This window comes from Aeromonas sp. 600276, assembly GCF_049175815.1.
Classification (GTDB): domain Bacteria; phylum Pseudomonadota; class Gammaproteobacteria; order Enterobacterales; family Aeromonadaceae; genus Aeromonas; species Aeromonas dhakensis.
The window spans coordinates 57,620-83,865 of the sequence record NZ_JAAKVU010000001.1; the positions used below are offsets into that span (position 1 = coordinate 57,620).

General features: G+C 61.0%; 26 protein-coding genes. 3 read left to right on the forward strand and 23 right to left on the reverse strand.

Annotated elements, in window-relative coordinates; genetic code table 11:
* Positions 1-2 precede the first annotated feature (2 nt).
* Genes G5134_RS00280 through G5134_RS00290 form a run of 3 tightly spaced genes read right to left on the reverse strand, consistent with a single transcriptional unit; the run spans position 3 to position 2,255 of the window.
* Positions 3-1,109 carry a hypothetical protein gene (locus tag G5134_RS00280; protein WP_065018296.1) on the reverse strand — a complete coding sequence of 369 codons (1,107 nt, stop codon included), beginning with the start codon at positions 1,107-1,109 and terminating at the stop codon, positions 3-5.
* A gap of 4 nt (positions 1,110-1,113) precedes the next feature.
* Entirely contained in the window at positions 1,114-1,701 is a 588-nt protein-coding gene (locus G5134_RS00285; protein ID WP_065018297.1) for a PilW family protein, read from the reverse strand.
* Positions 1,702-1,721: 20 nt separating this feature from the next.
* On the reverse strand, positions 1,722-2,255 hold the full coding sequence (locus tag G5134_RS00290; RefSeq protein ID WP_065018298.1) for a GspH/FimT family pseudopilin: 534 nt from the start codon (positions 2,253-2,255) through the stop codon (positions 1,722-1,724).
* A 93-nt stretch (positions 2,256-2,348) separates the two neighbouring features.
* Between G5134_RS00290 and G5134_RS00295 the strand changes: the two genes are divergently transcribed.
* The gene (locus G5134_RS00295) at positions 2,349-2,735 is read left to right on the forward strand and encodes a type IV pilin protein (protein WP_005308836.1); all 387 of its coding nucleotides are present in this window, start codon (positions 2,349-2,351) and stop codon (positions 2,733-2,735) included.
* Between the two features lie 4 nt (positions 2,736-2,739).
* Here the strand turns inward: G5134_RS00295 and tppA are convergent, their stop codons facing one another.
* From tppA to murJ, 12 genes are all read right to left on the reverse strand, one after another.
* Positions 2,740-3,141, reverse strand: a complete 402-nt coding sequence (tppA, locus tag G5134_RS00300; protein ID WP_010635132.1) for a type IVa pilus pseudopilin TppA — start codon at positions 3,139-3,141, stop codon at positions 2,740-2,742.
* Positions 3,142-3,149: 8 nt separating this feature from the next.
* Positions 3,150-6,503 (reverse strand): pilus assembly protein, encoded by a 3,354-nt coding sequence (locus G5134_RS00305; protein WP_065018299.1) that lies wholly within the window; start codon positions 6,501-6,503, stop codon positions 3,150-3,152.
* A 9-nt stretch (positions 6,504-6,512) separates the two neighbouring features.
* On the reverse strand, positions 6,513-6,989 hold the full coding sequence (locus G5134_RS00310; protein ID WP_005308830.1) for a pilus assembly PilX family protein: 477 nt from the start codon (positions 6,987-6,989) through the stop codon (positions 6,513-6,515).
* A 10-nt stretch (positions 6,990-6,999) separates the two neighbouring features.
* Positions 7,000-8,094, reverse strand: coding sequence for a PilW family protein (locus G5134_RS00315; RefSeq protein ID WP_065018300.1), 1,095 nt, complete (start codon positions 8,092-8,094; stop codon positions 7,000-7,002).
* Positions 8,091-8,504 carry a type IVa pilus pseudopilin TppB gene (gene tppB / locus G5134_RS00320; protein WP_005308826.1) on the reverse strand — a complete coding sequence of 138 codons (414 nt, stop codon included), beginning with the start codon at positions 8,502-8,504 and terminating at the stop codon, positions 8,091-8,093. The genes G5134_RS00315 and tppB overlap by 4 nt, the downstream gene beginning before the upstream one ends.
* Positions 8,501-9,004, reverse strand: a complete 504-nt coding sequence (tppE, locus tag G5134_RS00325; RefSeq protein ID WP_010635136.1) for a type IVa pilus pseudopilin TppE — start codon at positions 9,002-9,004, stop codon at positions 8,501-8,503. The genes tppB and tppE overlap by 4 nt, the downstream gene beginning before the upstream one ends.
* A 258-nt stretch (positions 9,005-9,262) precedes the next feature.
* A complete protein-coding gene (ispH, locus tag G5134_RS00330) occupies positions 9,263-10,198 on the reverse strand; it encodes a 4-hydroxy-3-methylbut-2-enyl diphosphate reductase (protein ID WP_017782214.1) in 936 nt (311 codons plus the stop codon).
* Positions 10,198-10,650, reverse strand: coding sequence for an FKBP-type peptidyl-prolyl cis-trans isomerase (gene fkpB / locus G5134_RS00335; RefSeq protein WP_065018301.1), 453 nt, complete (start codon positions 10,648-10,650; stop codon positions 10,198-10,200). Before fkpB ends, ispH begins: the two co-directional genes overlap by 1 nt.
* The gene (lspA, locus tag G5134_RS00340; protein WP_065018302.1) at positions 10,647-11,150 is read right to left on the reverse strand and encodes a signal peptidase II; all 504 of its coding nucleotides are present in this window, start codon (positions 11,148-11,150) and stop codon (positions 10,647-10,649) included. The genes fkpB and lspA overlap by 4 nt, the downstream gene beginning before the upstream one ends.
* Positions 11,150-14,011, reverse strand: coding sequence for an isoleucine--tRNA ligase (gene ileS / locus G5134_RS00345; protein WP_017780265.1), 2,862 nt, complete (start codon positions 14,009-14,011; stop codon positions 11,150-11,152). The genes lspA and ileS overlap by 1 nt, the downstream gene beginning before the upstream one ends.
* Positions 14,011-14,985, reverse strand: a complete 975-nt coding sequence (gene ribF, locus G5134_RS00350; RefSeq protein WP_017763993.1) for a bifunctional riboflavin kinase/FAD synthetase — start codon at positions 14,983-14,985, stop codon at positions 14,011-14,013. The genes ileS and ribF overlap by 1 nt, the downstream gene beginning before the upstream one ends.
* Before the next feature lie 142 nt (positions 14,986-15,127).
* Complete coding sequence (gene murJ / locus G5134_RS00355; RefSeq protein WP_017780266.1) at positions 15,128-16,693, reverse strand: murein biosynthesis integral membrane protein MurJ; 1,566 nt, start codon at positions 16,691-16,693, stop codon at positions 15,128-15,130.
* 191 nt (positions 16,694-16,884) lie between these two features.
* On the opposite strand from murJ, the gene rpsT reads away from it, so the two are divergent.
* Positions 16,885-17,148 (forward strand): 30S ribosomal protein S20, encoded by a 264-nt coding sequence (gene rpsT / locus G5134_RS00360; RefSeq protein WP_005308808.1) that lies wholly within the window; start codon positions 16,885-16,887, stop codon positions 17,146-17,148.
* A gap of 48 nt (positions 17,149-17,196) precedes the next feature.
* On the opposite strand, the gene G5134_RS00365 is transcribed toward rpsT, so the two are convergent.
* From G5134_RS00365 to rppH, 8 genes are all read right to left on the reverse strand, one after another.
* Positions 17,197-17,499, reverse strand: a complete 303-nt coding sequence (locus G5134_RS00365; protein ID WP_005308804.1) for an ArsR/SmtB family transcription factor — start codon at positions 17,497-17,499, stop codon at positions 17,197-17,199.
* A gap of 49 nt (positions 17,500-17,548) precedes the next feature.
* Positions 17,549-18,481, reverse strand: a complete 933-nt coding sequence (gene nhaR, locus G5134_RS00370; protein ID WP_005308802.1) for a transcriptional activator NhaR — start codon at positions 18,479-18,481, stop codon at positions 17,549-17,551.
* The gene (locus G5134_RS00375) at positions 18,468-18,851 is read right to left on the reverse strand and encodes a hypothetical protein (RefSeq protein WP_195878703.1); all 384 of its coding nucleotides are present in this window, start codon (positions 18,849-18,851) and stop codon (positions 18,468-18,470) included. The genes nhaR and G5134_RS00375 overlap by 14 nt, the downstream gene beginning before the upstream one ends.
* A gap of 20 nt (positions 18,852-18,871) precedes the next feature.
* A complete protein-coding gene (gene nhaA, locus G5134_RS00380; RefSeq protein WP_010635142.1) occupies positions 18,872-20,062 on the reverse strand; it encodes a Na+/H+ antiporter NhaA in 1,191 nt (396 codons plus the stop codon).
* A 226-nt stretch (positions 20,063-20,288) separates the two neighbouring features.
* Positions 20,289-21,083 (reverse strand): thymidylate synthase, encoded by a 795-nt coding sequence (gene thyA / locus G5134_RS00385; RefSeq protein WP_017780268.1) that lies wholly within the window; start codon positions 21,081-21,083, stop codon positions 20,289-20,291.
* Complete coding sequence (gene lgt / locus G5134_RS00390; protein WP_017765294.1) at positions 21,080-21,907, reverse strand: prolipoprotein diacylglyceryl transferase; 828 nt, start codon at positions 21,905-21,907, stop codon at positions 21,080-21,082. Before lgt ends, thyA begins: the two co-directional genes overlap by 4 nt.
* Before the next feature lie 67 nt (positions 21,908-21,974).
* Positions 21,975-24,254, reverse strand: coding sequence for a phosphoenolpyruvate--protein phosphotransferase (ptsP, locus tag G5134_RS00395; protein ID WP_065018305.1), 2,280 nt, complete (start codon positions 24,252-24,254; stop codon positions 21,975-21,977).
* A 14-nt stretch (positions 24,255-24,268) separates the two neighbouring features.
* Positions 24,269-24,796, reverse strand: coding sequence for an RNA pyrophosphohydrolase (gene rppH / locus G5134_RS00400; protein ID WP_005308708.1), 528 nt, complete (start codon positions 24,794-24,796; stop codon positions 24,269-24,271).
* A 733-nt stretch (positions 24,797-25,529) separates the two neighbouring features.
* Here rppH and mutH point away from each other — a divergent pair.
* Positions 25,530-26,204 (forward strand): DNA mismatch repair endonuclease MutH, encoded by a 675-nt coding sequence (gene mutH / locus G5134_RS00405; protein WP_201881980.1) that lies wholly within the window; start codon positions 25,530-25,532, stop codon positions 26,202-26,204.
* The last annotated feature ends 42 nt before the right edge of the window (positions 26,205-26,246 follow it).

A 26,246-nucleotide genomic window follows, 5' to 3' on the forward strand; every position in this document is an offset into this window, starting at 1 on the left:
TCCTACCAGTCCCGCCAGCTACCGGGCACTAGGTTAATGATCTGAAATGCGGCCCCGTTTTCGATATTGCTCAGCACCGCTTGGTCGTACTTGGCGTCGAAGGTCCCGTTGGCGGTCTTGCCCAGTTGGTAGTTGGCAACCACAGCGCCATTGACGATGGCGCCCCCCTTCAGACTGATATCGGTGGTAGCCGTGGCGGGAGTAGAGGAGTAGGCGAACACCAACCCATAGAGGGTGGCGTTGCCGTTGACCATCAGATCCCCGTTGCGCACGATAAGCACCACAGGTGCAGCAACCGAACCGATCGAACCGCCCGGCTTGCAGTCCCCATCGACGATGATGAGTCCACGGGAGGCGGTCGACAACGAATCGCAATTGGTCAACATCTGCACTGCCCGCGACTCCAGATTGGCCCATCCTGTTGCATCGTCATTCTCGTTGAACAGATACCAGACCAGGTCGCTTGGGAAGGCGGTATCGTTGTCCTTGATGTCCGACTGCTTGTCCCCCTTCTGGCTGATGTAGGCACTGCACCCTCCACTGTAATCCCCCTGATGGCAGGTCTGACCGGAGCCATTGGTCAGGTCCACATTACCGTTGGTCCAGATGGAGAGCGGCACCCCAGGCCCGCCCCCGTTGGGATTGGCCACCACGGTAAAGTTGCCGGAAACGGCCATGCCACCGGCAACCGTCAGAGGGGCAGCCGGGGTGCCAGCCAATACGCTGACCTTGATTGTCTTGATCTCCACATCAGCATTGGCAGTACTGTCAACCAGGGTAGCCTGGGCTCGCACCCTGACCGGCGTCACGCTTGCCCCGCCCACGGTCACGGCTGTGTCGTCCAGCGCAAACAGGGTATAGGTACCGGCCGACACATTGACCGACACGCCACTGCTGGCGCTACGCCAACTTGCGTCCTGCGCCAAGCGGCCGACCCCGTCGGACAAACCCAGTTCGGCCAGGGCCAGCGCCTGTCGATACTGCACTTCGTTGAGGCTGACACGGCGGTCAGACACCATCAGCTTGCCCACCAGCAGCGAGATACTCAGCAACATCACAGTAAGCAGCAAGGTAACGGTGAAGGTGGTAAAACCAAGATGACGTTGCATGACATCAATACCCGTCGTTGCGCAGCTTGATATCACGCTGCAGAGTGAGTTTGAGTGCGGTGTTGGCCTTGAACTGGCCCGATATGTTCAGCCGCACCGTCCGTGCACCTGACGAGACGCTGCCACTCAACAGCGAGAAGGTGAGATCCGTAATTTCGATGGTATTGTCGGTACTCAGCAGGCTGCCGGTGCTGCAAGTGGTGCCAAGCTGTACCCCTTTGTCGGCACTGTCGTAGCTGTAGATATAGGTTTCATCAGCCCCAAGCACGCCGTTGTTATCATCATCGTATTTCAGCCGGATGCAGCGATAAATCTTGGAGCCAGTGACCGTCTCATTCATCAGATCGCTGCTGGTATCGAAATAGAAAGGAGATCTGGCTCCCGATGCCGCGCCGAGAAAGGCTGTCGCCCCCTGATCATAACCGGTGCGCTGCACATCACGGGCGATCATGTCGGTGACGCTCTGCAGCTCCTGATTGAGGCGGCTCACCTGCATGGAGGTTTGATTGACCCTGAGGATGGTGGCGAACAAGGATGTCACCGCGGCGACCAGCAGCAGGCCTGCGACCATGGCAACCATCAGCTCCACCACGTTGAATCCCCTTGGCGCTCTCAACATGCAGGCACCCCACTGACATTGCTGACACCACAGGTACGCACACGCCCGACATTGTTGGTTTTGACCTGCATGGAATAGGTACCGGATGAGATGGCAATATTCCCCGCCGTCAAGGAAGACCTTCTGGGAGAGATACTCAGGGGCCTGATGTTGCTCGACGATTCACTGTAGCTGGCAACCAGGCTGATACCGGGATATTCACTGGCATCGCCCCCCTTGCGCCCCTCAATGATGGAACAGTGATCGCTACAACTGTTGCAGCTGCCATCAATAAAAATGCGGTAACACCAATTGCTGGTGCCGCTGTTGAAGATGATGAATTGCAGGGTGCGATTACGCTTGATGGCCTCGGACTTCAGCAACATCACATCCGTATACACCGCCTGGGTGGCGGCCTTGACCATCTGCTCCTGGCGCAGTGATTGATAACTGGGAATCGCAACGGTCAGCAGCAGAGCGACCAGAGACAGGGCAACCATCAGCTCTATCAGGGTAAAACCGGCGGATCTGCCCTTTCTGCCTTCCATCGTTCAAGACTCCTTTCTTTTTGCACATGCCAGTAGAGCACACCGTCAGTACTATCCTATAGTATCAACCTGTTTCACGAAGCATGCCGCCCCATGAAAGCCAAACAGTCCGGAATCACGCTGCTGGAACTGCTCGTTGCAGTCGCCATCGTCGCCATCATTGCATCCATCGCCTACCCCAGTTTCAGCGACGGTTTGCGCAAATCCCGTCGAGCCGAGGCGTTCAAGGGCTTGCTCAGCATGCAGCTGAAACAGGAAGAGTTCAGAGTCTCCAACACCAGCTACGGCACGACCCCGTCCCAGGTGGGCAACCCCACCAGCAGCTACTATGACTTCACCATCTCCGGGGCTACCGCAACCACCTACACCCTGATCGCCACCAGCAAGGGAGCGCAGGTGGGTGACAAGAGTGGCAGCACCGCCTGCGATACCCTCACCCTCAACAAGGCTGACATCAAGACCCCGGCCGCCTGCTGGTAACGTATTACCAGCACTCGGCGGCCGTCATGCTGGCCATCGACACCCCCTGCTGTCCCCCCTGATCCAGAGTCAGCAAGCCGCAGGGATCGCCGTTCATCACTCCGGTCGGGATCGCCGTCAGGGTATAGCGGGCACCGCTGGCATTGAGCGCCAGATTGTAATAGGCAGCCCCGCCATCCCTGGGCAAGGTGGCCAGTCCGGCTGAGGCCAGATTGCCGCCATCATAGTTGCCGTCGGCGGTAAACTGCCGCTCCATGTATTGCGCCGCCTCGAGCAGCGCCGCCTTGGCCTCGGCCCGCTTGGCCGATGCCATGTAGCTGTTGTAGCTGGGGTAGGCAATCAGGGTCAGAATCGCCATCACGGCTACCGCAATCATCAGCTCCAGCAGGGAAAATCCACGCGCCATCTCCACCTCTACTCCAGTTGCAACCAGGACTGGCGACCCCCAAGGTCACCCGCCCCCTCTTCCAGCGTGACCGAGATATTGCCGCTGGAACCGCTGATGTACTTGCGTTCCATGTCGGCATCCTCCACCACGCTCGGCGTCGTGGTGAGCTCGTCAAACTGCTTGCCGCTGACCGGCACCTTGATGTCGTTGCCGCTGCCGTCCTTGATCCCCACATAGTCGTCATCGTTGACGGCCCCATCGCCATTGACGTCGAACACCGAGTAGCTCAGACGCGCCCCCGAGACGGGATCCAGCTCCATCAGCCAGGAGCGCCCACCAAAGTCACAGGCATCCGCCGAGGGGATCAGGGTATTGAAAATCAGCCGTTTGTTGCGGTAGAGCATCTCCGAAACGGCTCGCTCCCCTACCCCCTTGCTCAACGCAGGGGACTTCAGTACCAGATACCACCCTTTCTGGCTGGTGTAGTTGACCGCCGTGTTGGAGACCACCCTCACGTTGAACTTGATGGTGGTGCCATTGGCGGAGTATTCGTGGGTGATGCTCTGCTGCTGCAACTGGCTGGCGAGCACGGTCGCCCCCGCATCCCAGATGCCGTAGACGGCCTCCAGCCTGGGGGTTGCCGGCAACAGCTTGTCGTCATTGGTGAAATAGCTGCCGGTTCCCATCAGCACCATGATGCCCCCCTTGGGATGGCGGATGGCCAACGGACGCATGGTAATGGGTTGGCGCGTGCTGGCAGAGCAGGTCCCGTTGCACGCCTGAAACAGCGGTTTTGGCTTGTTGCCGGTCTTGAAGGCGCTCCCCCACTGGGCGCTGTTGTTGTCGGTCAGGTCGAATTTCCACAGATTGCCCTGCAGATCGCCGGCATAGACATAGTCCGCCACCCGATCACCGTCCTCGTCTACCGGCAGGGGGGATGAGAGGCCATTGGGTTCGCTGGCCGAGCCCACCTGGGTATCTATCTCCTTGATCACGGCGCCGGTCGCCAGATCCAGCACAAACAGCCGAGCGGTCTGGCTGGTGCTGTTGTAGCCGTTGGCCACCAGCGCCACCCATTTGTTGCCGGACTTAACCCGGACCAGGGTCGGCGCAGCCAGCGCTACCCCCATCTCGGCATTGGTAAACTCCCACAACATCTTGTCGGCAGTGAAGTTGTCGGGGGCCGTCACGTCGATGGCAAAGACCGCCTTGCCTCCAGCTCCGGTCGACCCCAGCAGCACGGTTTTCCAGCTGCTGCCAAGATAGGCATCCCCCACCTTGGGCGTACCGTCCACATAGTAGCGGTGGCTGTAATCCGGCTTGGTCAGCAGGCTCAGATCCCCCAACAGGCTGGCCGGGATGTAGCCCAGCGTCTCCACCCCGTTGACGACCCGAAAACCGTGCAGCATGCCGTCGTTGGCCCCCACGTAGAGCATGGGAGTACGGCGACTGATGGCCGTCGAGCCAAGGAAACTCTGGTAGCCCTCCCGCTCGGCCTGGGTCAGGCCGGTGGCGCTGCCATAGCCGTAGTCCCGGTTGCCGACATAGACGGGGTCCGAGTTGATGATGTCCCCCAGCAGGTCGCTGCGACTGCGGAACAGGCCGCCATTGCTCTGCTCACGGCTGCGATCACCACGCAAGTAGGCGACCCGGTTTTCCCCCTGGTTGTCACCGGCGAGGTTGAACAGGGCGCGATTGGTGGCGTTGAGATCGGCCCAGGTGAAGGGAATGCCGACCCCGTTCTGGCGAGTGAAGAGGCTGCGGGCGGTATGGGCAGGGATCTGGGTTGCGGCATCCCAGGCCATGTTGCCCAGCGAGCCGTCGCTGTTGAGCGGAATGGAGATGAGCTGCCCGGACCAGTCGCCACTGTTGTAGCGGGCCTGATAGATGTGGGTATTGCTGTCCAGCCGGGTGGCGTTGGCGGTCACCGAACTGGCGGAGCTGTTGCGTGCCGCAATCTGGGCCAGGGTACTGCTCAGGGCCGCGGCAAAGACGTCGGGATCACCCGCGCTGAAGAAGCTGCCCTTGCTGTTGAGCGCCGCGTGCCACAGGTCATCTATCTTGTACTCCGGAATGTAGGTCGCGTTCTTGTACTCCTTGTCATCCGGATCATGGGGATTGGGCCAGCTGTTCGGGATGCCGTTGGCCGGATTGAGCGACCCGTTGACCCCGAGCCCCACGGTAAAGTTGACCAGATGCTGCCAGTTGGCGGGATCTGCCGTGCTGGTCGGCACCTTGTCGGCCAGATCGGCACGCAGGTCTGTTTTCCAGTACTTGTAGGCCACGTCGGCCAGGGTATTGCTGTAGCCATCCTTGTCCAGATCCCCCACCGAGGGGGTATCCCCGTTCCAGTAGCCATCGGTCATCAGGATGTTGTAGCTCTGCCGGCAGGTGAGGTGGGGCAAGGTGCTGCCGGCGCTGGCCGCCCAGGGGCCATTGTTGTCGGTGCGGGAGAAATACTCCCCCACATCCTTCAGGCTGGTGCGCAGCGGCGTGCCGGCGGCCGGAATGTCGCGGCTGTAGAGGTCGCTGAAAAAGGCGCTGCGATCGGTGCCGGAGAAGGGCGCCACCCCGCGGATCACGCTGCCGCTGGCATTGATGGTGGCAAACCCCACCCGCAGGGCCTGTCCCTGACTGGCGAAGGCACGACCGACCCCGGCCCGGGCCGCCAGGATCCGGGAGCGATAGTAGGTGTACCAGTTGGCGAAATTCTGGATCTCCTCCTCATAGGTACAGACAGGAGCACTCTTGCAGTCGTTGCGATTGGGGCGCCCGCCATAGGTGCTGCCGGACTTTATCTCGACCCGGGTATAGCTGCTCGCCCTCTTTACGTCACCGCTGCCTTTGTAGGCGAAATAGACGGCGGGCCAGAAGGTCTCGTCATCGTTGTAGTCGCTGGAGGAGAACCCGGTGTAGTAGCGCAACGACTTCGAGCGGTTGTTCTTGGTCAGATCACGGCAGCCGGCGGCGGTGTTGAAGGGGTTGTGCGGCGCGCAGCTGATGCTGGCATTCGCCATCAGGGTACCGTCCGCCTTGGCCCATGGGCGGTAGCTCAGCAAGGGGTTGTAGTAGAGCTTGTTGTTGTTGCTCGAGCGGGTGTAGGCGTTGCGATCGTTGTTGCTGGTGAAGGTCACGGTCCGGTTGTCATAGTCCTCGCTGCCATAGACGTTGTCGGCACGGGGATAGACGTAGCGAGCGCTGTTTTCGATCAAATCCTCCGGCATCAGCTCGAAGTGCATCGAGCCGGAGTCATCCAGACTGAACATGATGTTGGGTTCGGCCCGGGTGCCGAGATAGAGGGGAACCTGGGCGATGTCGAGCGCCGCCTGCACCTGGCTGCAGAGCAACAGGGCACAAAATCCGTAGCCAGATGCACGCATGGTTCCCTCCTAGCGGCTGTAGGTCGATTGCAACAGCACCCGGCTCTCGTCCGAGAGGCCGAATCCCCGAGCCGTGATGCGATAAAGACGGCGCTCGCTGATTGGCTCGTCCACCGCCAGACTCTCGTTGCTGCTCTGGGTGTAGGGCAGCCGCTCGATGAAGTACTCTGGGGCCCGTCCCGCCAGCCCGCTATTGGCATAGGTACGCCAGGCCGTGGAGGGAGAAGCGGGATCCACCGCCACGCTGACGAACTCATAGAGGCCGGCGCTGTTGTCGTAGGGGCCTGAGTTGCCTGCCTCCAGATAGCGCTCGGCAGCGCGCAGTGCCGCCTCCGCCGCCTGCAGCGCCTGTTGCGACTCCTTCTGGTTGCCCGCCATCTTCTCCTGCAGCAGGGCGCTCTGCATGCTGGCCATCGCCAGCAGGCTCACTACCGCGAGAAAAATCAGGCTGATCACCAGTGCCATTCCCCCTTGTCGCCCCATCATGCCCCCCTCCTCATGGCAGCCGGTTGCGCAAGGCGACCGTGGTTTCGGCCACCCAGTACCAGTGGCTGTCGGTTGCCTGGAAGGTCGAGCCGGCGAAACTGATGGCCTGCGGATCCGACACCACATTACCCTGGTTGCTGCGAATCAACAGCTGAACGCCGATCCCCAGCACGTTGTCCCAGTTCGGGTTGCTGGCGGCACTCACGTAACGATCCGCCGCCCGATCCCGATTCTGATCCTCACCGAAGGTCAGCTGGATGTCGGTGACCCCGTCCACCAGCGGTATGCCTGCTCCCAGCCCGCTCTTGCGATAGAGGGCATAGGGCGCGCCGGCCGAGGGACGGGCGATGTAATAGACCCGGGTTTCCATCCGGCTCAATACCGAACCGGCGCCGAAGCGCTCCTCGACCGGGCTGCTGGCCCCACCCCAGGAGCTGACGGCATTGCCTGGGGTGTACTTGTTGTCGTTGGAGTGGCCGATGTTGACCTCGCTGCCGCCCCCCACCACCTGGGTCTGGGTGATCTGGAAGATCCGCGCCTTCTGGCAGTCGGAGACCATGACGATGTCCCCCTCGCACAGGTCGCTGTAGCCCTGTTTGCCAGTGCCGCAGTAGTTGGCCTTGCTGGAGAGTTGCTGCACGAACAGCTGGGCCGCACTGTTGTTGCGGGTCACCGGCACACCGCTGCCGGTAGGCCCCTGCACCAGCAGCACGTCGGTTCCCGGCTTGGGTTTGGGCTCGGCCGCGGTAAACAGGGCCGACAGCGGCGCAGGCAGCGTCGCCGTGACATTGTCATAGCCGCGCAGATAGACGGTGAAGTTGTAGGGCAACGCCGTCGCCCCGTTGAGGGTATTGGTGATGTTGACCCCCTGCTTGCTGAGGCAGCCCTGGTAGCCCACCATCCGCAGCTCTTGTTGCAGCAGGTTGACGGCAAACCGGCTGTCCTCCTGCACCCGGGCGATGGCTTCACCGGTCAGGTAGGTTTTGTGGTTGCCAAGCAGCACCTGGATGATGACCCCGACCGTCAGCAGCGACAGCAGCAGGGCGATCATCACCTCCACCAGACCGACACCGGCCTGGCGCGGCAAGGTGCGCCGCCCGTTCACAGATCCGTCCTCAGGGTCATGCTGCGCAGCGCAGGCTCGGTGGCCAGCCGGCTGGCATCCCACTGGATGGTGATGGTCGCCTGTCCGGCACTCACGGCAATGGCCCCATCACCGCCGGGCAGGCCGCCGAGCGCCTGTTTCCAGTACTGCACGTCCTGTATCGCCATCGAGCTGCCGGAGACCGCCTCCCCCAGGCCGACGTTGTACTGGCCGAGCAGAGCCGCGCTGCGGTTGGCCCGCATCATGTCGGTGATCATGTAGGCAAACTGGGTCGCCTCGGTCCGGGTCAGGGCCGACTGGTTGCTCTTGAGTGCCTGCAACTGCAGGGTCGCCATGCCGAGGATGCCGATCGACAACACCAGCACGGCGATCATGATTTCAAGCAGCGAGACGCCTTGCTGGTGCTTCATATGCAGCTGGTCTCCGTGATTGAAGGGCGGCCGGCCGGGGTGATCGTGATGTCGCGCGATGCCTCCTGAGCGCAGTCGGGCGGCTGCAGGGAAAACACCAGCGCCGCCTGGGTGCGACCATCGAGAAAGCCATTGCCACTGAAACGTACCAGCGACGTATTGCTGACCAGGGTGCCTGCTCCCATGTCGGGAAAGAGTCGCAGCAACTCGCCGTTGTCCAGGGTGCCGTTGCCGTTGCTGTCGACCCAGATCTGCCAACCTGATTCCCAGTGGTTCTGGGTCAGATTGCTGGTGGAGGCGGAGAGAGTGACCGCCGTATTGCGGCGAATGGCTTCGGAGCGGGCAAGGTTGATGGCGGCCACGAAGTTGTTGGCCTGGCTAGTCAACGTCATGTTGCGCATTATCGCGCTGAAGGAGGGGACTCCCAGCGTCAGCAGGATAGAGACGAGCGCAATGGTGACCATCAGCTCGATGAGGCTAAAACCTGAACGCAAAAACATCCTGTTTCGCTCTGATTTTGTCGGGGGGCCGGCTGCACATCCATCTGCCATCAAGCCGGTGATAAGTTCATCAGCAGTCTAGGCCGCGAACCTTCGCTTGCAATTCAATCTACTCAAATCTTGGACATACATCATCAAATTTCGCTGCGATCTCACGGCAAAGCGGCCAACAAGAGCCATAAGAATCACCCATGAAAAAGCCACCTCGCTGGAGGTGGCTCAATCAGAGACTGTGTAGTCCCGCAAGGGACGCATCACTCACAGGATGCGCAGTTCCGGCGGCACTTCAAACACCACGTTCTCTTCACGACCGGGGTGTTCGGCCACCACCTTGCCGCCCAGCTCGCGCAGACGGGTGATGACGGACTGCACCAGCACCTCGGGGGCGGAGGCACCGGCGGTGACACCGATCGCCTCTACTCCCGCCAGCCAACCGGCCTCGATCATGGAGGCGTCGTCGATGAGGTAGGCCTTGGCGCCCACCTTCTCGGCCAGCTCCCGCAGGCGGTTGGAGTTGGAGGAGTTGCGCGATCCCACCACCAGCATGGCGTCCACCAGCCCGGCCATCTCCCGCACCGCATCCTGGCGGTTCTGGGTGGCGTAGCAGATGTCATCCTTGCGCGGCCCCTGGATCTTGGGGAAGTGGGCACGCAACGCATCGATCACGTCCGAGGTCTCGTCCACGCTGAGGGTGGTCTGGGTGACGAAGCAGAGATCGTCCGGGTTCTTCACCTTGAGCCTGGCCACGTCTGCCGGCGTCTCCACCAGATACATGCCGCCCTCGCGATTCTCGTACTGCCCCATGGTGCCGATCACCTCGGGGTGGCCGGCGTGGCCGATGAGCACGGCTTCGGAGCCCTTGCGACTGGCGCGATGGACCTCCATGTGCACCTTGGTCACCAGCGGACAGGTGGCATCGAACACCTTGAGGGCGCGGGACTTGGCCATCTCGCGCACCGCCTTGGAGACGCCGTGGGCGGAGAAGATGACGATGCTGTCGTCCGGCACCTCATCCAGCTCCTCGACGAAGACGGCACCCGCCTCCTTGAGCTTGTTCACCACGTAGCGGTTGTGCACCACTTCATGACGGACATAGATGGGGGCACCAAACTTCTCCAGCGCGCTCTCGACGATGCTGATGGCACGGTCGACACCGGCGCAGAAGCCACGGGGGTTAGCCAGCAGGATATCCATCAGTGCACCTTCTCCTCGTCATCAACCCCCAGGATCTCCACCTCGAAGGTGACGGTGTGACCGGCCAGGGGGTGGTTGAAATCGACCGTCACCGACATCCCTGCCACCGCCCGGACGATACCCGGCAGCTCGCTGCCGTTGGGCTGGTCGAACAGTATGATGGTGCCGACTTTCGGCTCCACATCGGCACCGAACTTGGCGCGGTCCAGATGGTAGATGTTGTCGGGGTTGGAGAGTCCGAACGCCTCTTCCGGCGCCAGGGTGAAGCTCTTGCTCTCCCCCTCGCGCAGCCCCAGCAGGCACTGTTCGAAGCTCGGCGTCAGACTGCCGTCTCCCATCCGCAGACGAGCCGGCTTGCCGTGCAGCGCCGTGCTGTCGGCCACCGAACCATCTTCCAGCTTGATGGAGAAATGGAACAGTACGCTGCTGTCCGCAGCAATCAGCTGGCTCATGAGTTCGCGTCCTGTTTTTTCTCGCCACGCAAGCCGTCCAGCACGATCATAGCGGCACCGATGAAGATGAAGCTGTCGGCCAGGTTGAACGCCGGCCAGTGGGCGCGCTGCCAGTAGAAGTCGAGGAAGTCGACCACATGGCCCAGCACCAGCCGGTCAAACACGTTGCCGAGCGCCCCGCCGATGATCAGGCTGTAGGCGATGCCGCTCCAGCGCTGGGTGACGGACTGCTTGCGCAGCCAGTGGATCAGCAAGCCGCAGATGGCAAACGCCAGCACCGCGAAGAACCAGCGCTGCCAGCCGCCCTGATCGGCCAGGAAGCTGAAAGCAGCCCCCTTGTTGTAGACATGGACCAGGTTGAAGAAGGGGGTGATCTCCACCCCCGGGTAGCCAAATGGCAGCAGCTTGACCACGGCGAGCTTGCTCGCCTGGTCCAGTACAAAGGCCAGCACTGCCAGCCACAGCCAACGCAGGCCGCTTTTATGGTGAGTCATGTTCATCAGGCAAATTGACGAGTTTCGCCGTCACCCTCGACGTTGGTGACGCAGCGGCCACAGATCTCTTCGTGACCCGCGATGGTGCCCACGTCTTCCACATGGTGCCAGCAGCGGTCGCACTTGGCGGCGGCAGACTGGGCCACGCTCAGCCACAGGTCATCACGCTCGGTTGCCACGGCCTCAGCCGGTGCGGCATCGACGCTGACCACCTTGGCCTTGGAGGTGAGCAGCACGAAGCGCAGCTCATCGGCCAGGGCGTTCAGACGCACCGCCAGCTCAGGCTTGGCGAACAGGGTCAGTTCGGCCTGCAGAGAACCGCCGATGCGCTTCTCGCCACGGGCCACTTCCAGCGCCTTGTTCACTTCACCGCGCACGGTGAGGATCTCGGCCCAGAACTCGTCGTTCAGCACTTCGCCCGCTTCCAGCCCGAACAGGCCGTCGTACCACTCCTCGGTGAACACGAACTCGCCGCGCTCGCCCGGCAGCAGGGCCCAGATCTCGTCGGCAGTGAAGCTCATGATGGGCGCCATCCAGCGCACCATGGCCTCGGCGATGTGATAGAGGGCGGTCTGGCAGGAGCGACGGGCCAGGCTGTCGGCCTTGGCGGTGTACTGACGATCCTTGATGACGTCCAGATAGAAGGAGCCCATCTCGATGGAGCAGAACTGCATCAGCTTCTGGGTCACGCCGTGGAAGTTGTACTCGTCGAACGCCGCCACGATCTCGGCCTGTACCGCCTTGGCACGGCCCACGGCCCAGCGATCCACCACCACCATGTCGGCCGGTGCCACCATGTCGGTCGCCGGATTGAAGCCGTTCAGGTTGGCCAGCAGGAAGCGGGCGGTGTTGCGAATACGGCGATAGGCGTCGGCGGAGCGCTTGAGGATCTCGTCGGAGACGGTCATCTCGCCGGTGTAATCGGTGCTGGCGACCCACAGACGCAGGATGTCGGCACCCAGCTTGTTCATTACATCTTGCGGGCTCACCACGTTGCCGATGGACTTGGACATCTTGCGGCCCTGACCGTCCACGGTGAAGCCGTGAGTCAGCACCTGGTTGTAGGGTGCCTTGTCCTTCATGGCGACGCCGATCATCAGGGAGGACATGAACCAGCCACGGTGCTGGTCAGAGCCTTCCAGATACATGTCGGCCGGCTTGCCGTTGAACTCGGGACGGGCGTCGACCACGGAGGCGTGGGTAGAGCCGGAGTCAAACCAGACGTCCAGGGTATCGGGCACTTTCTCGTAGTTGTCGGCGTCCGCGCCCAGCAGCTCGGCCTTGTCCAGATCCCACCAGGCCTGGATACCGGACTGCTCGACCCGCTTGGCCACCTCTTCCATCAGGCGCACGGAATCCGGGTGCAGCGCCTGGGTATCCTTGTGGACGAACAGGGAGATGGGCACGCCCCAGGTACGCTGACGGGAGATACACCAGTCAGGACGGTTCTCGACCATCGCCTGAATGCGGTTCTTGCCCCAGGCCGGCACCCAGCCGCTCTGGCCATGCTGGGCAATGCCCTCTTTCTCGATGCGCTCGATCTCTTCCAGGGCACGCTTGCGCAGACCCTTCTGCTCCATGCTGATGAACCACTGGGGGGTGGCACGGAAGATGATCGGGGTCTTGTGACGCCAGCAGTGCGGGTATGAGTGGTTGAACACCTTGTGATGCAGCAGGGCGCCACGCTCGGTCAGCACCTCGACCACGGCCGCATTGGCCTTGAACACGTGCTGGCCGGCAAACAGTTCGGTATCCGGCAGATAGACGCCGTTGCTGCCAACCGGGTTGGCCACTTCCAGACCGTACTTCTGACCGACCACGAAGTCTTCCTGACCGTGGCCAGGGGCGGTGTGCACCGCGCCGGTACCGGCGTCCAGGGTGACGTGATCACCCAGCACCACAGGCACGTCGAAGCTGTAGAAGGGGTGGTTGAAGCGCAGCAGCTCGAGCGCCGCCCCCTTGGCGTAGCCCAGGTTGTGGAAGTGCTCGATGCCGGCGCGATCCATCACGTCCTTCACCAGCTCAGCGGCCAGGATCAGACGCTCGGGATTGTCACCCTCGACCTGTACCAGTGCATAGTCGAGATCGGCGTGCATGGCGATGGCGCGGTTGGCCGGCAGGGTCCACGGGGTGGTGGTCCAGATCACGGCAGAGAGGGGCCCCTTGCCGGTGTGGCCTTCGGCGCAGTCAAACTTGGCGGCAACGGCAGCTTCGTCGACGGCCTTGAAACGCACGTCGATGGAGGGGGAGTTCTTGTCGTAGTACTCCACCTCGGCTTCAGCCAGCGCGGAGCCGCAATCGGTACACCAGTGCACCGGCTTGGAGCCTTTGTGCAGGTGGCCGTTTTCAACGATCTTGGCCATGGAGCGAATGATGTTGGCTTCGGTGCCAAAATCCATGGTCAGGTAGGGGTGTTCCCAGTCACCCAGCACGCCCAGACGGATGAAGTCGGTCTTCTGCGCTTCGATCTGGGTCTTGGCATATTTGCGGCACTCGGCGCGGAACTCGGCGGCGGAAACCTTCTCGCCCGGCTTGCCGACCATGCCTTCCACTTTCAGCTCGATGGGCAGACCGTGGCAGTCCCAGCCCGGCACGTAGGGGGAGTCGAAGCCGGAGAGGCCCTTGGACTTGATGATGATGTCTTTGAGGATCTTGTTGACCGAGTGACCGATGTGAATGCTGCCGTTCGCATAGGGGGGGCCATCGTGCAGAATGAACGAAGGCTTGCCCGCTTTGGCGCGGCGAATGGCGCCGTAAAGATCCTGATCGTACCAACGTTTCAGCATGTTGGGTTCGCGCTTGGCCAGATCGCCACGCATCGGAAACTCGGTTTCCGGAAGATTCAGGGTGTGTTTATAGTCGCTCATCAGTCCTGGGTTCCCTTCTTTTCTAAAAGAGTGCTGGGTAAATGAAATTGTGGCAGCCCGAACCAGGCTCGGGCCGCCAGGGCATCTCGTTCGATCTGCTCTTTCAAGGCGGTGAAAGAGGCAAACTTCTGCTCTTCGCGCAGCTTGTGGCGAAGCAGCACCTTGACCTGTTGACCATAAAGGTCGCCAGAAAAATCAAATAGATGTACTTCCAATCTGGCTTGTGTACCGCTCAAGGTCGGCCGTACACCCACATTGGCGACACCGGGGAAGGTCTTGCCGGAACATATCACTTCCACCGCGAACACGCCACCGACCGGGATCACCTGACGCTTGAGGGCCAGATTGGCGGTGGGAAAACCTATGGTGCGGCCCAGCTTTTCACCGTGGGCCACTCGACCGCTGATGGTATAGGGACGGCCAAGCATCAGCTCCACCTCCGCCATCCGGCCGGCCGCGAGGGCCTCGCGCACTAGCGTGCTACTCACCCGCTGACGGGACAACTGGAAACTCTGGGTGCTGATCACCTCGAAGCCGAAGCGCCGGCCGGCCTCCTCCAGCAGGTGGAAGTCCCCTTCCCGCCCCTTGCCGAAGCGAAAATCGTCGCCGACCACCAGATAGTGCACGCCGAGTTTCTCCACCAGCAGTTGCTCGATGAAGGTGTCCGCGGACTGCTCGGCAAAGCGGTGGTTGAAGCGCACGCAGAGCATGCGATCGATCTGCATCCCCTTGAGCGCCTCGTACTTCTCCCGCAGGCGGCTGAGGCGGGCCGGCGCCGCGGCCCCGGCAAACAGCTCCAGCGGCTGGGGTTCGAACAGCATGACGCAGGCAGGCAGGCCGAGCTGGGCGGCCTTTTCCTGCAAGCGAGCCAGCACGGCATGATGACCCTGATGGACCCCATCAAAGTTGCCAATGGTCAATACACACCCCCGGTGACGGGGCTTGATATTGTGAATACCGCGGATAAGCTCCATCAGTGCCTTGTGCTTTGCTGCTATGAAAATCGCCGGATTATATATCAGGCGGCACGCCGGGTCAGCCCTGTTGCTGACCCGATTTCAGCCGCTCCGCCCCGACAACAGGTTCAGGTGGGGCTATCTCGCCGCAGGGGCTGACTCAGTCGTCCCGCCCCGCTCTCAGATCTCTTGGCCGGATCCCAAGCGCCAGCAGGACACCGGCATAGATGGCGCCCCCCACGACCAGCAGCATGGCCAGCTGCATGGTCGCCTTGCTCATGTGCCAGGCGCCCCACTGGGCCAGATCCGGAGAGAGGTACAAGAGCACGCCCCCCATCAGCAGGCTGGCGGTCAGCAGCTTGAGACAGAACATCCCGGTGTGACGGGACGGGCGGTAGACACTCTGCTGATGAAGCCCCCTGAACAGCAAAGCCGCGTTCAGTGTGCCCGAGCAGGCGGTCGAGAGGGCCAGCCCCACGTAGCCAAGCGGATAGATGAAGAGCAGGTTGCAGACCATGTTGGCCGCCATCGAGATCATCCCGATCCGCACCGGCGTGCGGGTATCCTGGCGGGCGTAGTAGCCCGGTGCCAGCACCTTGATCAGCATCAGCGACAGCAAACCCGTGGTCGATGCCAGCAAACTGGCGCTCGACATGCTCACCTCGTGCAGGCCGAACTCGCCGCGCATGAACAGTACCCGCAGGATGGGCTCGCGCAGCACGGCGATGCCCACCATGGCCGGCAGGCCGAGCAGCATCACCATCCGCACCCCCCAGTCCATGGTGCGGGAGAAGTCGGCCGGGTCGGCATCCACGTGCTTCTTGGCCAGCGCCGGCAGAATGACGGTGCTGATGGCGACGCCGAACATGCCGAGCGGGAACTCCAGCAGCCGATCCGAGTAATAGAGGTAGCTGATGGCACCGGTCGCCAGGAAGGAGGCGAGCATAGTGTTGACCAGCAGGTTGATCTGGCTGACCGAAACCCCGAACAGGGCCGGGATCATCAGGGTGCGGATCTTCACCACACCCGGGTGGTGCCAACCCCACTTGGGCCACACCAGCATGTTGAGCTGGCGCAGGAAGGGGAACTGGAACAGGAACTGCACCAGACCGCCGAGGAAGACACCGATGGCCAGCGCCAGCTCGGGATTGTCGAGCCAGGGGGAAATCCACCAGGCGGCGGCAATCATGGTGATGTTGAGGAAGATGGGGGTAAAGGAGGAGACCCCGAAGCGGCCGAAGGTATTGAGAATGGCCCCCGCCATGGCGGTAAAGGTGATGAACCAGAGGTAGGGGAAGGTGATCTTGAGCATCAGGCTGGCCATCTCGAACTTCTCGGCCGCCGGCCCGCCGTGCAGCCAGTCCCAGAACCAGCCCCAGCCAAACAGGGCGGTCAGCACGCCTGACCCCAGCACCCCGAGCAGGGTGACCACGGTAACGATCCCCCCCAGGGTGCCCGCCACCGCAGCCAGCAACTCGCGCACTTCGCTCTCGTCGCCCTTTTTCTTGTACTCCGTCATCACGGGAACAAAGGCCTGGTTGAAGGCACCTTCGGCGAACAGGCGGCGCAGAAAGTTGGGAATGCGGTTGGCAAAGAAGAAGACGTCTGCGGCCACCCCGGCGCCAAGCAGATTGGCGATGACCACATCGCGAACCAAGCCCATCACGCGGGACGCCAACGTCATTCCGGACACTATCATGCCGGATTTGATCAATTTCTTACTCAAGACGAGGCCTCTGGAACTGTCGGAATGAAAAGAATGCTGATAGAATCGGCCGACAGTTTAACCGTCTCCCACCTGACACACCACCGGGGGGCGGTGTTTATTTGCACAAATCATTTGACAATATGTGGTTGAGAAGGCATATTTCCGGGCCTTTTCAATACACTCGCTAAGACAGTTTTAGGAGTTTTACCTTGGCTAACATCAAATCTGCTAAGAAGCGCGCTCTTCAGTCAGAGAAACGTCGTCAGCACAACGCCAGCCGTCGTTCCATGACCCGTACCTACCTGAAGAAAGTCATCGCTGCCATCGCCTCCGGCGACAAGGCTGCTGCGACTGCCGCTTTCGCTGTTGCTCAGCCGATCATGGATCGTATGGCGACCAAAGGCCTGATCCACAAGAACAAAGCTGCTCGTCACAAGAGCCGCCTGTCTGCCCAGATCAAAGCTATGGCTTAATCAGCGTCTGCTGATAAAGCTGAAAAAACCGGCCTTTGTGCCGGTTTTTTATTTCTGTTCGCTGCAGTACAACTTGTGCAGCAACCCTATCATCTCGCGCACCTCGTAGCTGCGCAGCGAATAGTAGACCGTCTGGGCCTCCTTGCGCGTCTCCACCAGTTCATCCCGCCGCAGCACGGCCAGGTGTTGTGACAACGCCGACTGACTCAGACCAAGCCGCTCGTTGAGCTCCCCCACCGACAGTTCCCGCTCCAGCAGCTGACACAGGATAAACAGCCGCCGTTCATTGGCCAGCGCCTTGAGCAGTGCCACCGCCCGGCTCGCATTGGCCTCCATCTCTTCCAGTTGCATCTCATTCCCTCTCGTTCGAGGCAAGAATCATACTCTGTGGCCCGTCAATTTAAAATGACAGGGTTGCCGGTTGAATCATGGCAAAGTCCTCCTGGCCGGCAAACAGGAAGGAGAAATCACTCTCGCACACCCGTTTTACCGCCGGGTGCTGGATCATCCGCTCGGCGAAGATGACGTAGTACTCCTCCATCAGATCTTGGGTCTCGCCCAGCAGCATCACTCCCTCCCCTTCCAGGATCTCCTCCCGGTAGATGGTGGGTGCCATGAAGATGCCCTGGTTGAAGAAGCCGAACGCCTTCATCAGGGCCGCATCGTCAAACTCACCGAGAATGCTGGGGGAGACCCCCTGCTGCTCGAACCACTGGGTCAGCTGGCGACCCATGGCGGTGCGCCGGCCCGGGATCAGCAGCTTGCGCTCCTCCAGACAGGCGGGAAACGGCAGCGACGGTAGCGGCGCCTTGCAGAAGAAGCTGACCCCGCAACCACCGAGTCGCTTGGAGAGCAGGCCGGCGTGCTGGCTGGAGTCCACCGGGCAGTCGGAGAGGATCATGTCGAGCTTGTGTTCGCTCAGCTGCTCCAGCAGCAACTCGTGGGTCGATTCGAAGCAGCGCAGGTGGATGGAGCCATCATTGGGGATGACGGAGAGCAGCACCCGGCTGGCGAGGCGTTTGGAGAGTGCGTCGGCGATGCCGACGTCGAACAGGATCTGGCTCTCCTTGCGGTAATTGACGATATCCAGCATCTCGTAGGAGAGGCTGAACATCTTATCGGCATAGCGGAATACCAGCTGGCCCAGCTCGGTCGCCTCCAGGGAGCGCCCCTTTCTTATCAGCAATTTGCCGCCAAGGCGCTGCTCCAGCAGCTTGATCTGGCCAGTGACGGTCTGCGGGGTCAAAAAGAGGGCTTCCGCCGCTTGCGTGACGGAGCCCTTCTTCTGGGTCATCCAAAAATAATAGAGATGGTTGTAGTTAAGGTGTGACATCCGATGGGGTTCCCGCCTGGCGCGGGCTCCGGTAGCAACTGAGTTCAGCCGCCAGAATGTCATACATGTCGCTGATCGAGTCAACCTTGTTCGTGCCGAACTGCTCCTGCAGGTGGGCCTTGAGGCGGGCCGGATCCGGCATCCGTTCCCCGCAGTAGCGCTTGTTGGACTGCTTGACCCGCTCGCCGGCCCGGCTGCTCAGCGCCCGCTCGGCAAAGGTCTCGCCAAACTGCGCCTTGGCCTGTTTGTCCCCCAGCAGCAGGGCACTGTCGACCACGCCGCTGAGGTAGGCCGAGCAGCTGGCCGAGGCTGCATCCTGCTGGCAATCCTGCAGACTGCCGGCCCAGGCCGCCTGGCTCAGCGCCAGCATGGCCAACCATCCTACTCTTTTCATAACCCCTCCGTGCTTTGATCGGCCTCCCGGTTCGGGAGCGCCATGCGCAGGGCGAGATAACCGACGATCGCCGCCAGGGTGGATCCCACCAGGATCCCGAGGCGAGAGTAGCTGCCGTAATCCAATCCGCCGTGCTCGAAGGCCAGCGAGGCGATGAACATCGACATGGTAAAGCCGATGCCGCACAGAATGCTGACCGCAAAGATCTGCCTGAAGTTGACCCCGGGTGGCAGTTGGGCAATGCCCAGCTTGACCGACAGCCAGCTGATGGTGAACACCCCGAGCGGCTTGCCGATGAACAGCCCCAGCATGATGCCCATGGGCACCGGGCTCAGCAGGGAGGAGAGACCTATCCCTTCCAGCGACACCCCGGCATTGGCAAAGGCGAACAGCGGCAGGATCAGGTAGGCGCTCCAGGGGTGCAGGGCATGCTCCAGATGCTTGAGCGGCGAGGCATAACGCTTGCCGTTGAGCGGGATCATGAAGCCCACCACCACGCCGGCCAGGGTCGCATGGACGCCCGACTTCAGCACCGCCACCCAGAGCACCAGCCCGACCAGCATGTAGAGGCTGATCCGATCCTCACCGCGGCGATTCATCCACAGCAGGGTCAGGGTCGCCAGGATGCCGATCGCCAGCGCCGTCAGCGACAACTGCTGGGTGTAGAACAGGGCGATGATGATGATGACCCCCAGGTCATCCATGATGGCCAGCGCCAGCAGAAACACCTTGAGGCTCACCGGCACCCGCTTGCCCAGCAGCGCCATCACCCCGAGGGCAAAGGCGATGTCGGTAGCGGCGGGAATGGCCCAGCCGGCACGCGCCACTTCGTCCGAGTAGTTGAAGAAGGCATAGATCAGGGCCGGCGCCAGCATGCCACCCACCGCCGCGATGGCCGGGAAGGTGGCCTGCACCCGGGAAGAGAGGGCCCCTTCCAGCATCTCGCGCTTCACCTCGAGGCCGACCAGCAGGAAGAAGACAGCCATGAAGCCGTCGTTGATCCAGAGCAGCAGCGGCTTGTTGATGTCAAGGGCGGCAATGCGCACCTGCACCTGGGTATCGAGGAAAGCCTGATAACTGCCGGCCAGGCCGCTATTGGCCAGGATCATGGCCAGCATGGCTGCCATGATCAGAATTATTCCGGAGGCGGCCTCCAGCTTGAGGAACTTCTTGATTACGTCGCTCATGGTTAAAATATCCACAGTCTTACTTTGATTTGAGTCTATATCCGATAACAATCCGTGAAAAATCGTTTCTTACTGCGAAATACAACGAAAAAACCGAAGGCAAAATCAAACATGCCTGCTATAAGCAGGTTTTCTCTCGGGCAGATATCACTCGAAACTCCCCCATAAGAATGAATATTCTGTGGTTTTTATGCATAAAAAAGGCGCCTCATGGGCGCCTTTCACATCAGATGGCGACGGGCGCCTTGATGCCGGGATGGGGGTCGTAACCCTCGATCTCGAAATCCTCGAACTGGTAGTCGAAGATGGAGTCCGGCTTGCGTTTGATCAGCAGGGTCGGCAGCGGGCGCGGCTCGCGGGAGAGCTGCAGCGCGGTCTGCTCCATGTGGTTGGAGTAGAGGTGCACGTCACCACCGGTCCAGACGAAGTCCCCCACCTCCAGGTCGCACTGCTGGGCCATCATGTGGGTCAGCAAAGCATAGCTGGCGATGTTGAACGGCAGGCCGAGGAAGACGTCACAGCTGCGCTGATAGAGCTGGCAGGAGAGTTTGCCGTCCGCCACGTAGAACTGGAAAAAGGCGTGGCAGGGGGCCAGCGCCATCTTGTCCAGCTCGCCCACGTTCCAGGCAGAGACGATGATGCGACGGGAATCCGGGTTGTGCTTGATGTCGTCCACCGCCTTCTGGATCTGGTCGATGACAGACCCGTCAGCCGCCGGCCAGGAGCGCCACTGGGCGCCGTAGACCGGGCCAAGATCGCCGTTCTCGTCGGCCCACTCGTCCCAGATACTGACACCATTTTCTTTCAGATAGGCGGTATTGGTGTCGCCGTTGAGGAACCAGAGCAGCTCGTGAATGATGGAGCGCAGGTGGCACTTCTTGGTGGTCACCAGCGGGAAGCCTTCGGCCAGGTTGAAGCGCATCTGATGGCCGAACAGGGAGACGGTACCGGTGCCGGTACGGTCGGACTTGACGGTCCCCTCATCCAGGATCTTCTGCATCAGGTCGAGATAGGCTCTCATTGTTTTGCCTCCTTCACGGCGTTGCCAAACAGCTGCGGGCGCTTGTAAGCGGCCCAGATCATCAGGGCACCGATGAGGATCATCGGAGTAGAGAGGATCTGGCCCATGCTGATCTCGTTGAAGTAGAGCCCCAGCTGGCTGTCAGGCTGGCGCACGAATTCCACCAGGAAGCGGAACAGGCCGTAGAACAGCAGGAACATGCCGGAGATGGCGCCGCGCGGCGGGTTCTTGCGCCAGAACAGGTTGAGGATGATGAACAGTACCACCCCTTCCAGTGCAAACTGGTAGAGCTGGGAGGGATGGCGCGGCTCGGGGCCCGCCTCCGGGAAGATGATGGCCCAGGGCACATCGGTGACCCGACCCCATAGCTCGCCGTTGAGGAAGTTGCCGATGCGGCCGACGCCGAGGCCAAACGGAATGAGCGGTGCCACGAAATCGGCCACGGTAAAGAAGTGGCGCTTGGTCTTGTGGGCAAACCAGACCATGGCGGTGATGACCCCGATCAGGCCGCCGTGGAACGACATGCCACCGGTCCAGATCTTGAACAAGTAGAGGGGATCGGCCAGGAACATGTCGAAGTTGTAGAACAGCACGTAACCGACCCGACCACCCAGGATCACCCCGAGGAAGCCGTAAAACAGCAGGTCGGACACCTCGTTACGGGTCCAGCCGCTGTTCGGCGCATCGGCGCGACGCCCCGCCAGCCACATGGCAAAAGCGAAGCCAAACAAGTACATGAGACCATACCAGCGTACCGATAGTGGTCCCAAACTGAATGCTACGGGATCAATCTGCGAGAAAACCCAATATCCATCGTGCTGCATAAGCGGCCCCAGTCATAAGAAAAGCCGCATTTTCCGATCATTCGTCAGCAGGGACAAGGCATGATTATCAATCAATCTGTTTCGCTTTGTGACCGGCGCGCAGCAAACCGCCCAGACCGTGCTCTTCCAGATAGCGGGCAAACAGGCCACGCAGCACATGGGGATTGTCGTGTTTGAGGCCGTCGGTCAGCAGCACCGTCAGCTCGCTCAGGTTGGCCTGGCGCAGTACGTACTTGATGCGGGCGATGTTGTGGGTGTTCATGCTGAAGCGACGATAGCCCATGGCCAGCAGCAGCAACACCCCGACCGGATCACCGGCCAGCTCGCCACAGACCGAGACCGGTTTGTGGTAGCGATGGGAGGCATCGACCAGCAGCTGCAGGGCGCGGATCACCGCCGGATGGAAGGCGTCGTAGATGTTGGCGACCCGGGCGTTGTTGCGATCCACCGCCAGCAGGTACTGGGTCAGGTCGTTGCTGCCCACCGACCAGAAGTCGATGAGCGGGGCCATTTCGGGCAGGATGTAGAGAGCGGAGGGCACCTCGATCATCACCCCGAGGCTCGGGTAGCGGATCACCGCCTCACGGCTGGCCGCCTCTTCCGACACTTCGCGCCAGGCCTGATCCAGCAGGCGGCGGGAAGCCTTGATTTCGCTGACGCTGCTGATCATCGGCAGCATGATGGCCAGATTGTCCAGTCCTTCGCTGGCTCGCAGCATCGCCTTGAGCTGCACCAGGAACAGTTCGGGGTGGTCCAGGGTGAGCCGGATCCCCCGCCAGCCAAGGAAGGGATTTTCCTCGACGATGGGGAAATAGGGCAACTGCTTGTCACCCCCCACATCCAGGGTACGCATGCAGACCGGCCGGTTGCGATAGGTCTCCAGAATGCCGCGATAACGGGCGGTCTGCTCCCACTCGGAGGGGAAGCTGTCCTGCAGCATGAAGGGGATCTCGGTGCGATAGAGGCCGACCCCGTCCGCCAGCTGATTGAGAGAGATCTCGGTGTCGGCGCTGAGGCCGGCGTTGAGCAGCAGAGAGACAGGCACGCCATCGGCGGTCTCGGAGGGCTGGTTGTCAACGCTGCGCACCAGGGTATCGAGCGCCCGCTCTTCGCTCAGCAGCTGACGATACTCGGTCAGGATCACCTGATTGGGCTCGATGAAGAGATCGCCGCTGTAACCGTCGACCACCAGCATGCGACCACCGATGTCGCCGAGCGGCAGATCCACCCCCATGATGGCCGCCACCCCCATGGCGCGGGCCAGGATGGCGGCGTGGGAGTTGGTCCCCCCCTTGAGCGACACCACCCCAGTCAGGAACTCGCGGGGCACCTCGGCGAGGATGGTTGCCGTCACCTCGTCGGCAACCAGCACCACAGGCTCGCCGATGGCGATGTGCTCGGGCTCGTTTTGCACCAGCCGGCTGATGAGCCGCTGAGCGATGTCCTTCACATCGGTGGAGCGCTCCTGCAGATAGGGATCCTTCATCCCCTTGAACTGCTCGATGAGACGATCGCTGATGAGCTTGACCGCCGAGACCGCCGTCCAGTGCTCCTTGCTCACCTTGTTGCGGATGGGCTTGATGTAGCCGGGATCGTCCAGCAGATGCAGATAGATGTCGAAGATGGCCACCGAGTCCTGGCTGTAACTCTCGCGAAAACGCAGGGCCAGGCTCTCCAGGTCGTGGCGCACCTCTTCCACCGCCACGTTCAGCCGCGCCAGCTGGCTGGCGTGATCCTCATCTTTGCGCGGGGTGATGGAGCTCAGCTCCTTGCGTGGCCGCCACACCCAGGCCTTGGCCATGGCGATGCCGCTGGCCCCGGCAATGCCGCGCAGCGGCTTGCTCCAGTCGGTCTTCTGCAGCCACCCCTTGGCCTGCGCCTGGGCGATGCGCGCCGCCAGCTGGGCCGCCAGGGTGACCATGAAGGACTCCTCCCCCTCATCGAAGAGACGGCTCTCCTTCTGCTGCACCACCAGAATACCCACCACCTGGCGCTGATGCATGATGGGGGCGCCGAGGAAGGAGCGAAACGCCTCTTCGGCCACATCGGGCAGGAATTTGAAACTGGGATGGGAGGGGGCATCAGCCAGGTTGATCAGCTCTTCACGCTGACCCACCAGGCCGACGATACCCTGCTCGAACGGCAGGGTGGCCTTGCCCACCGCCGACTCGGCCAGACCGTCGGTCGCAGCCAGCCGGTAGCGGCGCATTTCAGGTTCGGAGACGTAAACGGAACAGCAGTCCACCGACATGGCCAGCCGGGTCTGGCTGACCAATGCCTGCAAGGCCAGCTCGAGGGTATTGGCTTCGGCCATGCTTTCGACGATGCGTCTGAGTTCCGTTAACAACTAATCTGTGCTCCTTAGCGGGCGCGATTACGCCGCCCATCCTTCTTGTTGACCTGCACTGCCGGCACCGGCATCGCCAGCGGGGCAAACTCCTTCATCACCCGGCGATAGACTTCCCGCTTGAAGGAAACCACCTGACGCACCGGGTACCAGAAGCTGACCCAACGCCAGTCATCAAACTCCGGATGACCATGACAACCGAACTGGATCCTGGACTCCCTGCCCGGATCCAGCTGCAGCAGGAACCATTTTTGTTTTTGGCCAATACAGACCGGTGAACTGTCCCAACGAACGAGGCGTTTTGGCAAGCGATACTTCAACCAGTTGCGACTGGTCGCCATGATGGTCACATCCTCGGGCTTGAGGCCTATCTCCTCATACAGCTCACGATACATGGCCTGCTCTGGCGTCTCACCGTCATCAACTCCTCCCTGCGGAAACTGCCAGGAGTGCTGCCCATAACGCTTGGCCCACAATACTTGTCCGTCACGGTTACAGATCACGATTCCGACATTGGGACGAAACCCGTCGCCATCTATCACGTGATCACCTTATAAAGGCTGAATCTATAAGGGGATTGTTCCACATTCACCTCGTGGCAGCAAACAAGGACTGCAATCCCCCATTCATGAATAACTTTCGATTTCAAGCGAACTTATAAACAAATTAAAGGATCAGATCCCGCAAGTTGCCCACCCAGACTGTGCATAAGCCTGTGAGCAAGCGGGTATATACAGTAGTTTTATTTATCTGCTCCAAACTGCCCCACAGCATACAGGATGTGATAGAAAACAAAATATGTATTTAAATACATGGTGTTAAACAAAGAATGCTGGATCAAGATCCATGTCTTTTACCGCCGGCGATCCGGGATCCGGATTGTGAACAAGTTCGACTGTTCAAAGATCCACCACGGCCATTTTATCCACAGGAGTGGCACACTATCTGCCCCGATATCGCCGCAAAAATCGGTGCCGTTTCACATTTTTTTGTAACAACAGGGTGACTATTCCTACTTTTAAGCAGTTATCCAAGATTTCTGTGGATAACTGTGTGAAACAGCGCGAGCAAACCCTTGGACAACTATTTCAAGTCAGGATCCAGCGCTACGCCCATCGATAAATTGGAGACAAATTCCTTTTAAATCATTAAGATAAACACTTACACACAAAACAGCCCCCCCTGTGCATACCCCTGCCAGGATCGGTTATAAAAACAGCGATCCTCAGGGAGGATCAGAGTTGCTAGAATAATCCCTCTTTGCAGGAGTCACTCATGCCCGCCAACCCCCGCTCCGAACAGGAACTGCTGGCCCGCGCCTACGCCATGGCCGGCTTCACCCTGGCCCAGCTGGCCGCCGACGCCAACATCGCCGTGCCGGCGGATCTGCGTCGGGACAAGGGCTGGGTCGGCCAGCTAATCGAGTGGCAGCTGGGAGCGAGCGCCGGCAGCAAGCCGGAGCAGGACTTCCCGGATCTCGGCATCGAGCTCAAGACGATCCCCATCGATCCTCAGGGCAAGCCGCTGGAAACCACCTTCGTCTGCGTGGCACCGCTGATCGGTGTCAGCGGCCAGCACTGGGAGGAGTCCAACGTGCGCAACAAGCTCTCCCGCGTGCTCTGGATCCCGGTGGAGGGCAGCCGAGAGATCCCCATCGGCGAGCGCCGGATCGGCATGCCGCTGCTGTGGAGTCCGAATGAAGAGGAGGAGATGCTGCTGCGCCAGGACTGGGAAGAGCTGATGGACATGATAGTGCTGGGAGAGGTGGAGCAGATCAGCGCCCGCCACGGCCAGGTGCTGCAACTGCGTCCCAAGGCGGCCAACAACAAGGCGCTGACCCGGGCCATCGGTCGCAATGGCCAGCCGATCCTGACCCTGCCCCGCGGTTTTTACCTCAAGATAGGTTTCACCCACGGCCTGCTGCAGCGCCACTTTGCCCTGCCCGCTTGATCTCTGTTATCAACATCCTTGTCATAAAGTGATATAAAAATA

What these genes read in the sequence shown, in the direction of transcription:
- G5134_RS00280 (WP_065018296.1), bottom strand. Translation starts at nt 1,109, where the DNA reads ATGCAACGTCATCTTGGTTTTACCACCTTCACCGTTACCTTGCTGCTT.
- G5134_RS00290 (WP_065018298.1), bottom strand. Translation starts at nt 2,255, where the DNA reads ATGGAAGGCAGAAAGGGCAGATCCGCCGGTTTTACCCTGATAGAGCTG.
- G5134_RS00295 (WP_005308836.1), top strand. Translation starts at nt 2,349, where the DNA reads ATGAAAGCCAAACAGTCCGGAATCACGCTGCTGGAACTGCTCGTTGCA.
- tppA (WP_010635132.1), bottom strand. Translation starts at nt 3,141, where the DNA reads ATGGCGCGTGGATTTTCCCTGCTGGAGCTGATGATTGCGGTAGCCGTG.
- G5134_RS00305 (WP_065018299.1), bottom strand. Translation starts at nt 6,503, where the DNA reads ATGCGTGCATCTGGCTACGGATTTTGTGCCCTGTTGCTCTGCAGCCAG.
- G5134_RS00310 (WP_005308830.1), bottom strand. Translation starts at nt 6,989, where the DNA reads ATGATGGGGCGACAAGGGGGAATGGCACTGGTGATCAGCCTGATTTTT.
- tppB (WP_005308826.1), bottom strand. Translation starts at nt 8,504, where the DNA reads ATGAAGCACCAGCAAGGCGTCTCGCTGCTTGAAATCATGATCGCCGTG.
- tppE (WP_010635136.1), bottom strand. Translation starts at nt 9,004, where the DNA reads ATGTTTTTGCGTTCAGGTTTTAGCCTCATCGAGCTGATGGTCACCATT.
- ispH (WP_017782214.1), bottom strand. Translation starts at nt 10,198, where the DNA reads ATGGATATCCTGCTGGCTAACCCCCGTGGCTTCTGCGCCGGTGTCGAC.
- fkpB (WP_065018301.1), bottom strand. Translation starts at nt 10,650, where the DNA reads ATGAGCCAGCTGATTGCTGCGGACAGCAGCGTACTGTTCCATTTCTCC.
- lspA (WP_065018302.1), bottom strand. Translation starts at nt 11,150, where the DNA reads ATGAACATGACTCACCATAAAAGCGGCCTGCGTTGGCTGTGGCTGGCA.
- ileS (WP_017780265.1), bottom strand. Translation starts at nt 14,011, where the DNA reads ATGAGCGACTATAAACACACCCTGAATCTTCCGGAAACCGAGTTTCCG.
- ribF (WP_017763993.1), bottom strand. Translation starts at nt 14,985, where the DNA reads ATGGAGCTTATCCGCGGTATTCACAATATCAAGCCCCGTCACCGGGGG.
- G5134_RS00365 (WP_005308804.1), bottom strand. Translation starts at nt 17,499, where the DNA reads ATGCAACTGGAAGAGATGGAGGCCAATGCGAGCCGGGCGGTGGCACTG.
- nhaR (WP_005308802.1), bottom strand. Translation starts at nt 18,481, where the DNA reads ATGTCACACCTTAACTACAACCATCTCTATTATTTTTGGATGACCCAG.
- G5134_RS00375 (WP_195878703.1), bottom strand. Translation starts at nt 18,851, where the DNA reads ATGCTGGCGCTGAGCCAGGCGGCCTGGGCCGGCAGTCTGCAGGATTGC.
- nhaA (WP_010635142.1), bottom strand. Translation starts at nt 20,062, where the DNA reads ATGAGCGACGTAATCAAGAAGTTCCTCAAGCTGGAGGCCGCCTCCGGA.
- thyA (WP_017780268.1), bottom strand. Translation starts at nt 21,083, where the DNA reads ATGAGAGCCTATCTCGACCTGATGCAGAAGATCCTGGATGAGGGGACC.
- lgt (WP_017765294.1), bottom strand. Translation starts at nt 21,907, where the DNA reads ATGCAGCACGATGGATATTGGGTTTTCTCGCAGATTGATCCCGTAGCA.
- mutH (WP_201881980.1), top strand. Translation starts at nt 25,530, where the DNA reads ATGCCCGCCAACCCCCGCTCCGAACAGGAACTGCTGGCCCGCGCCTAC.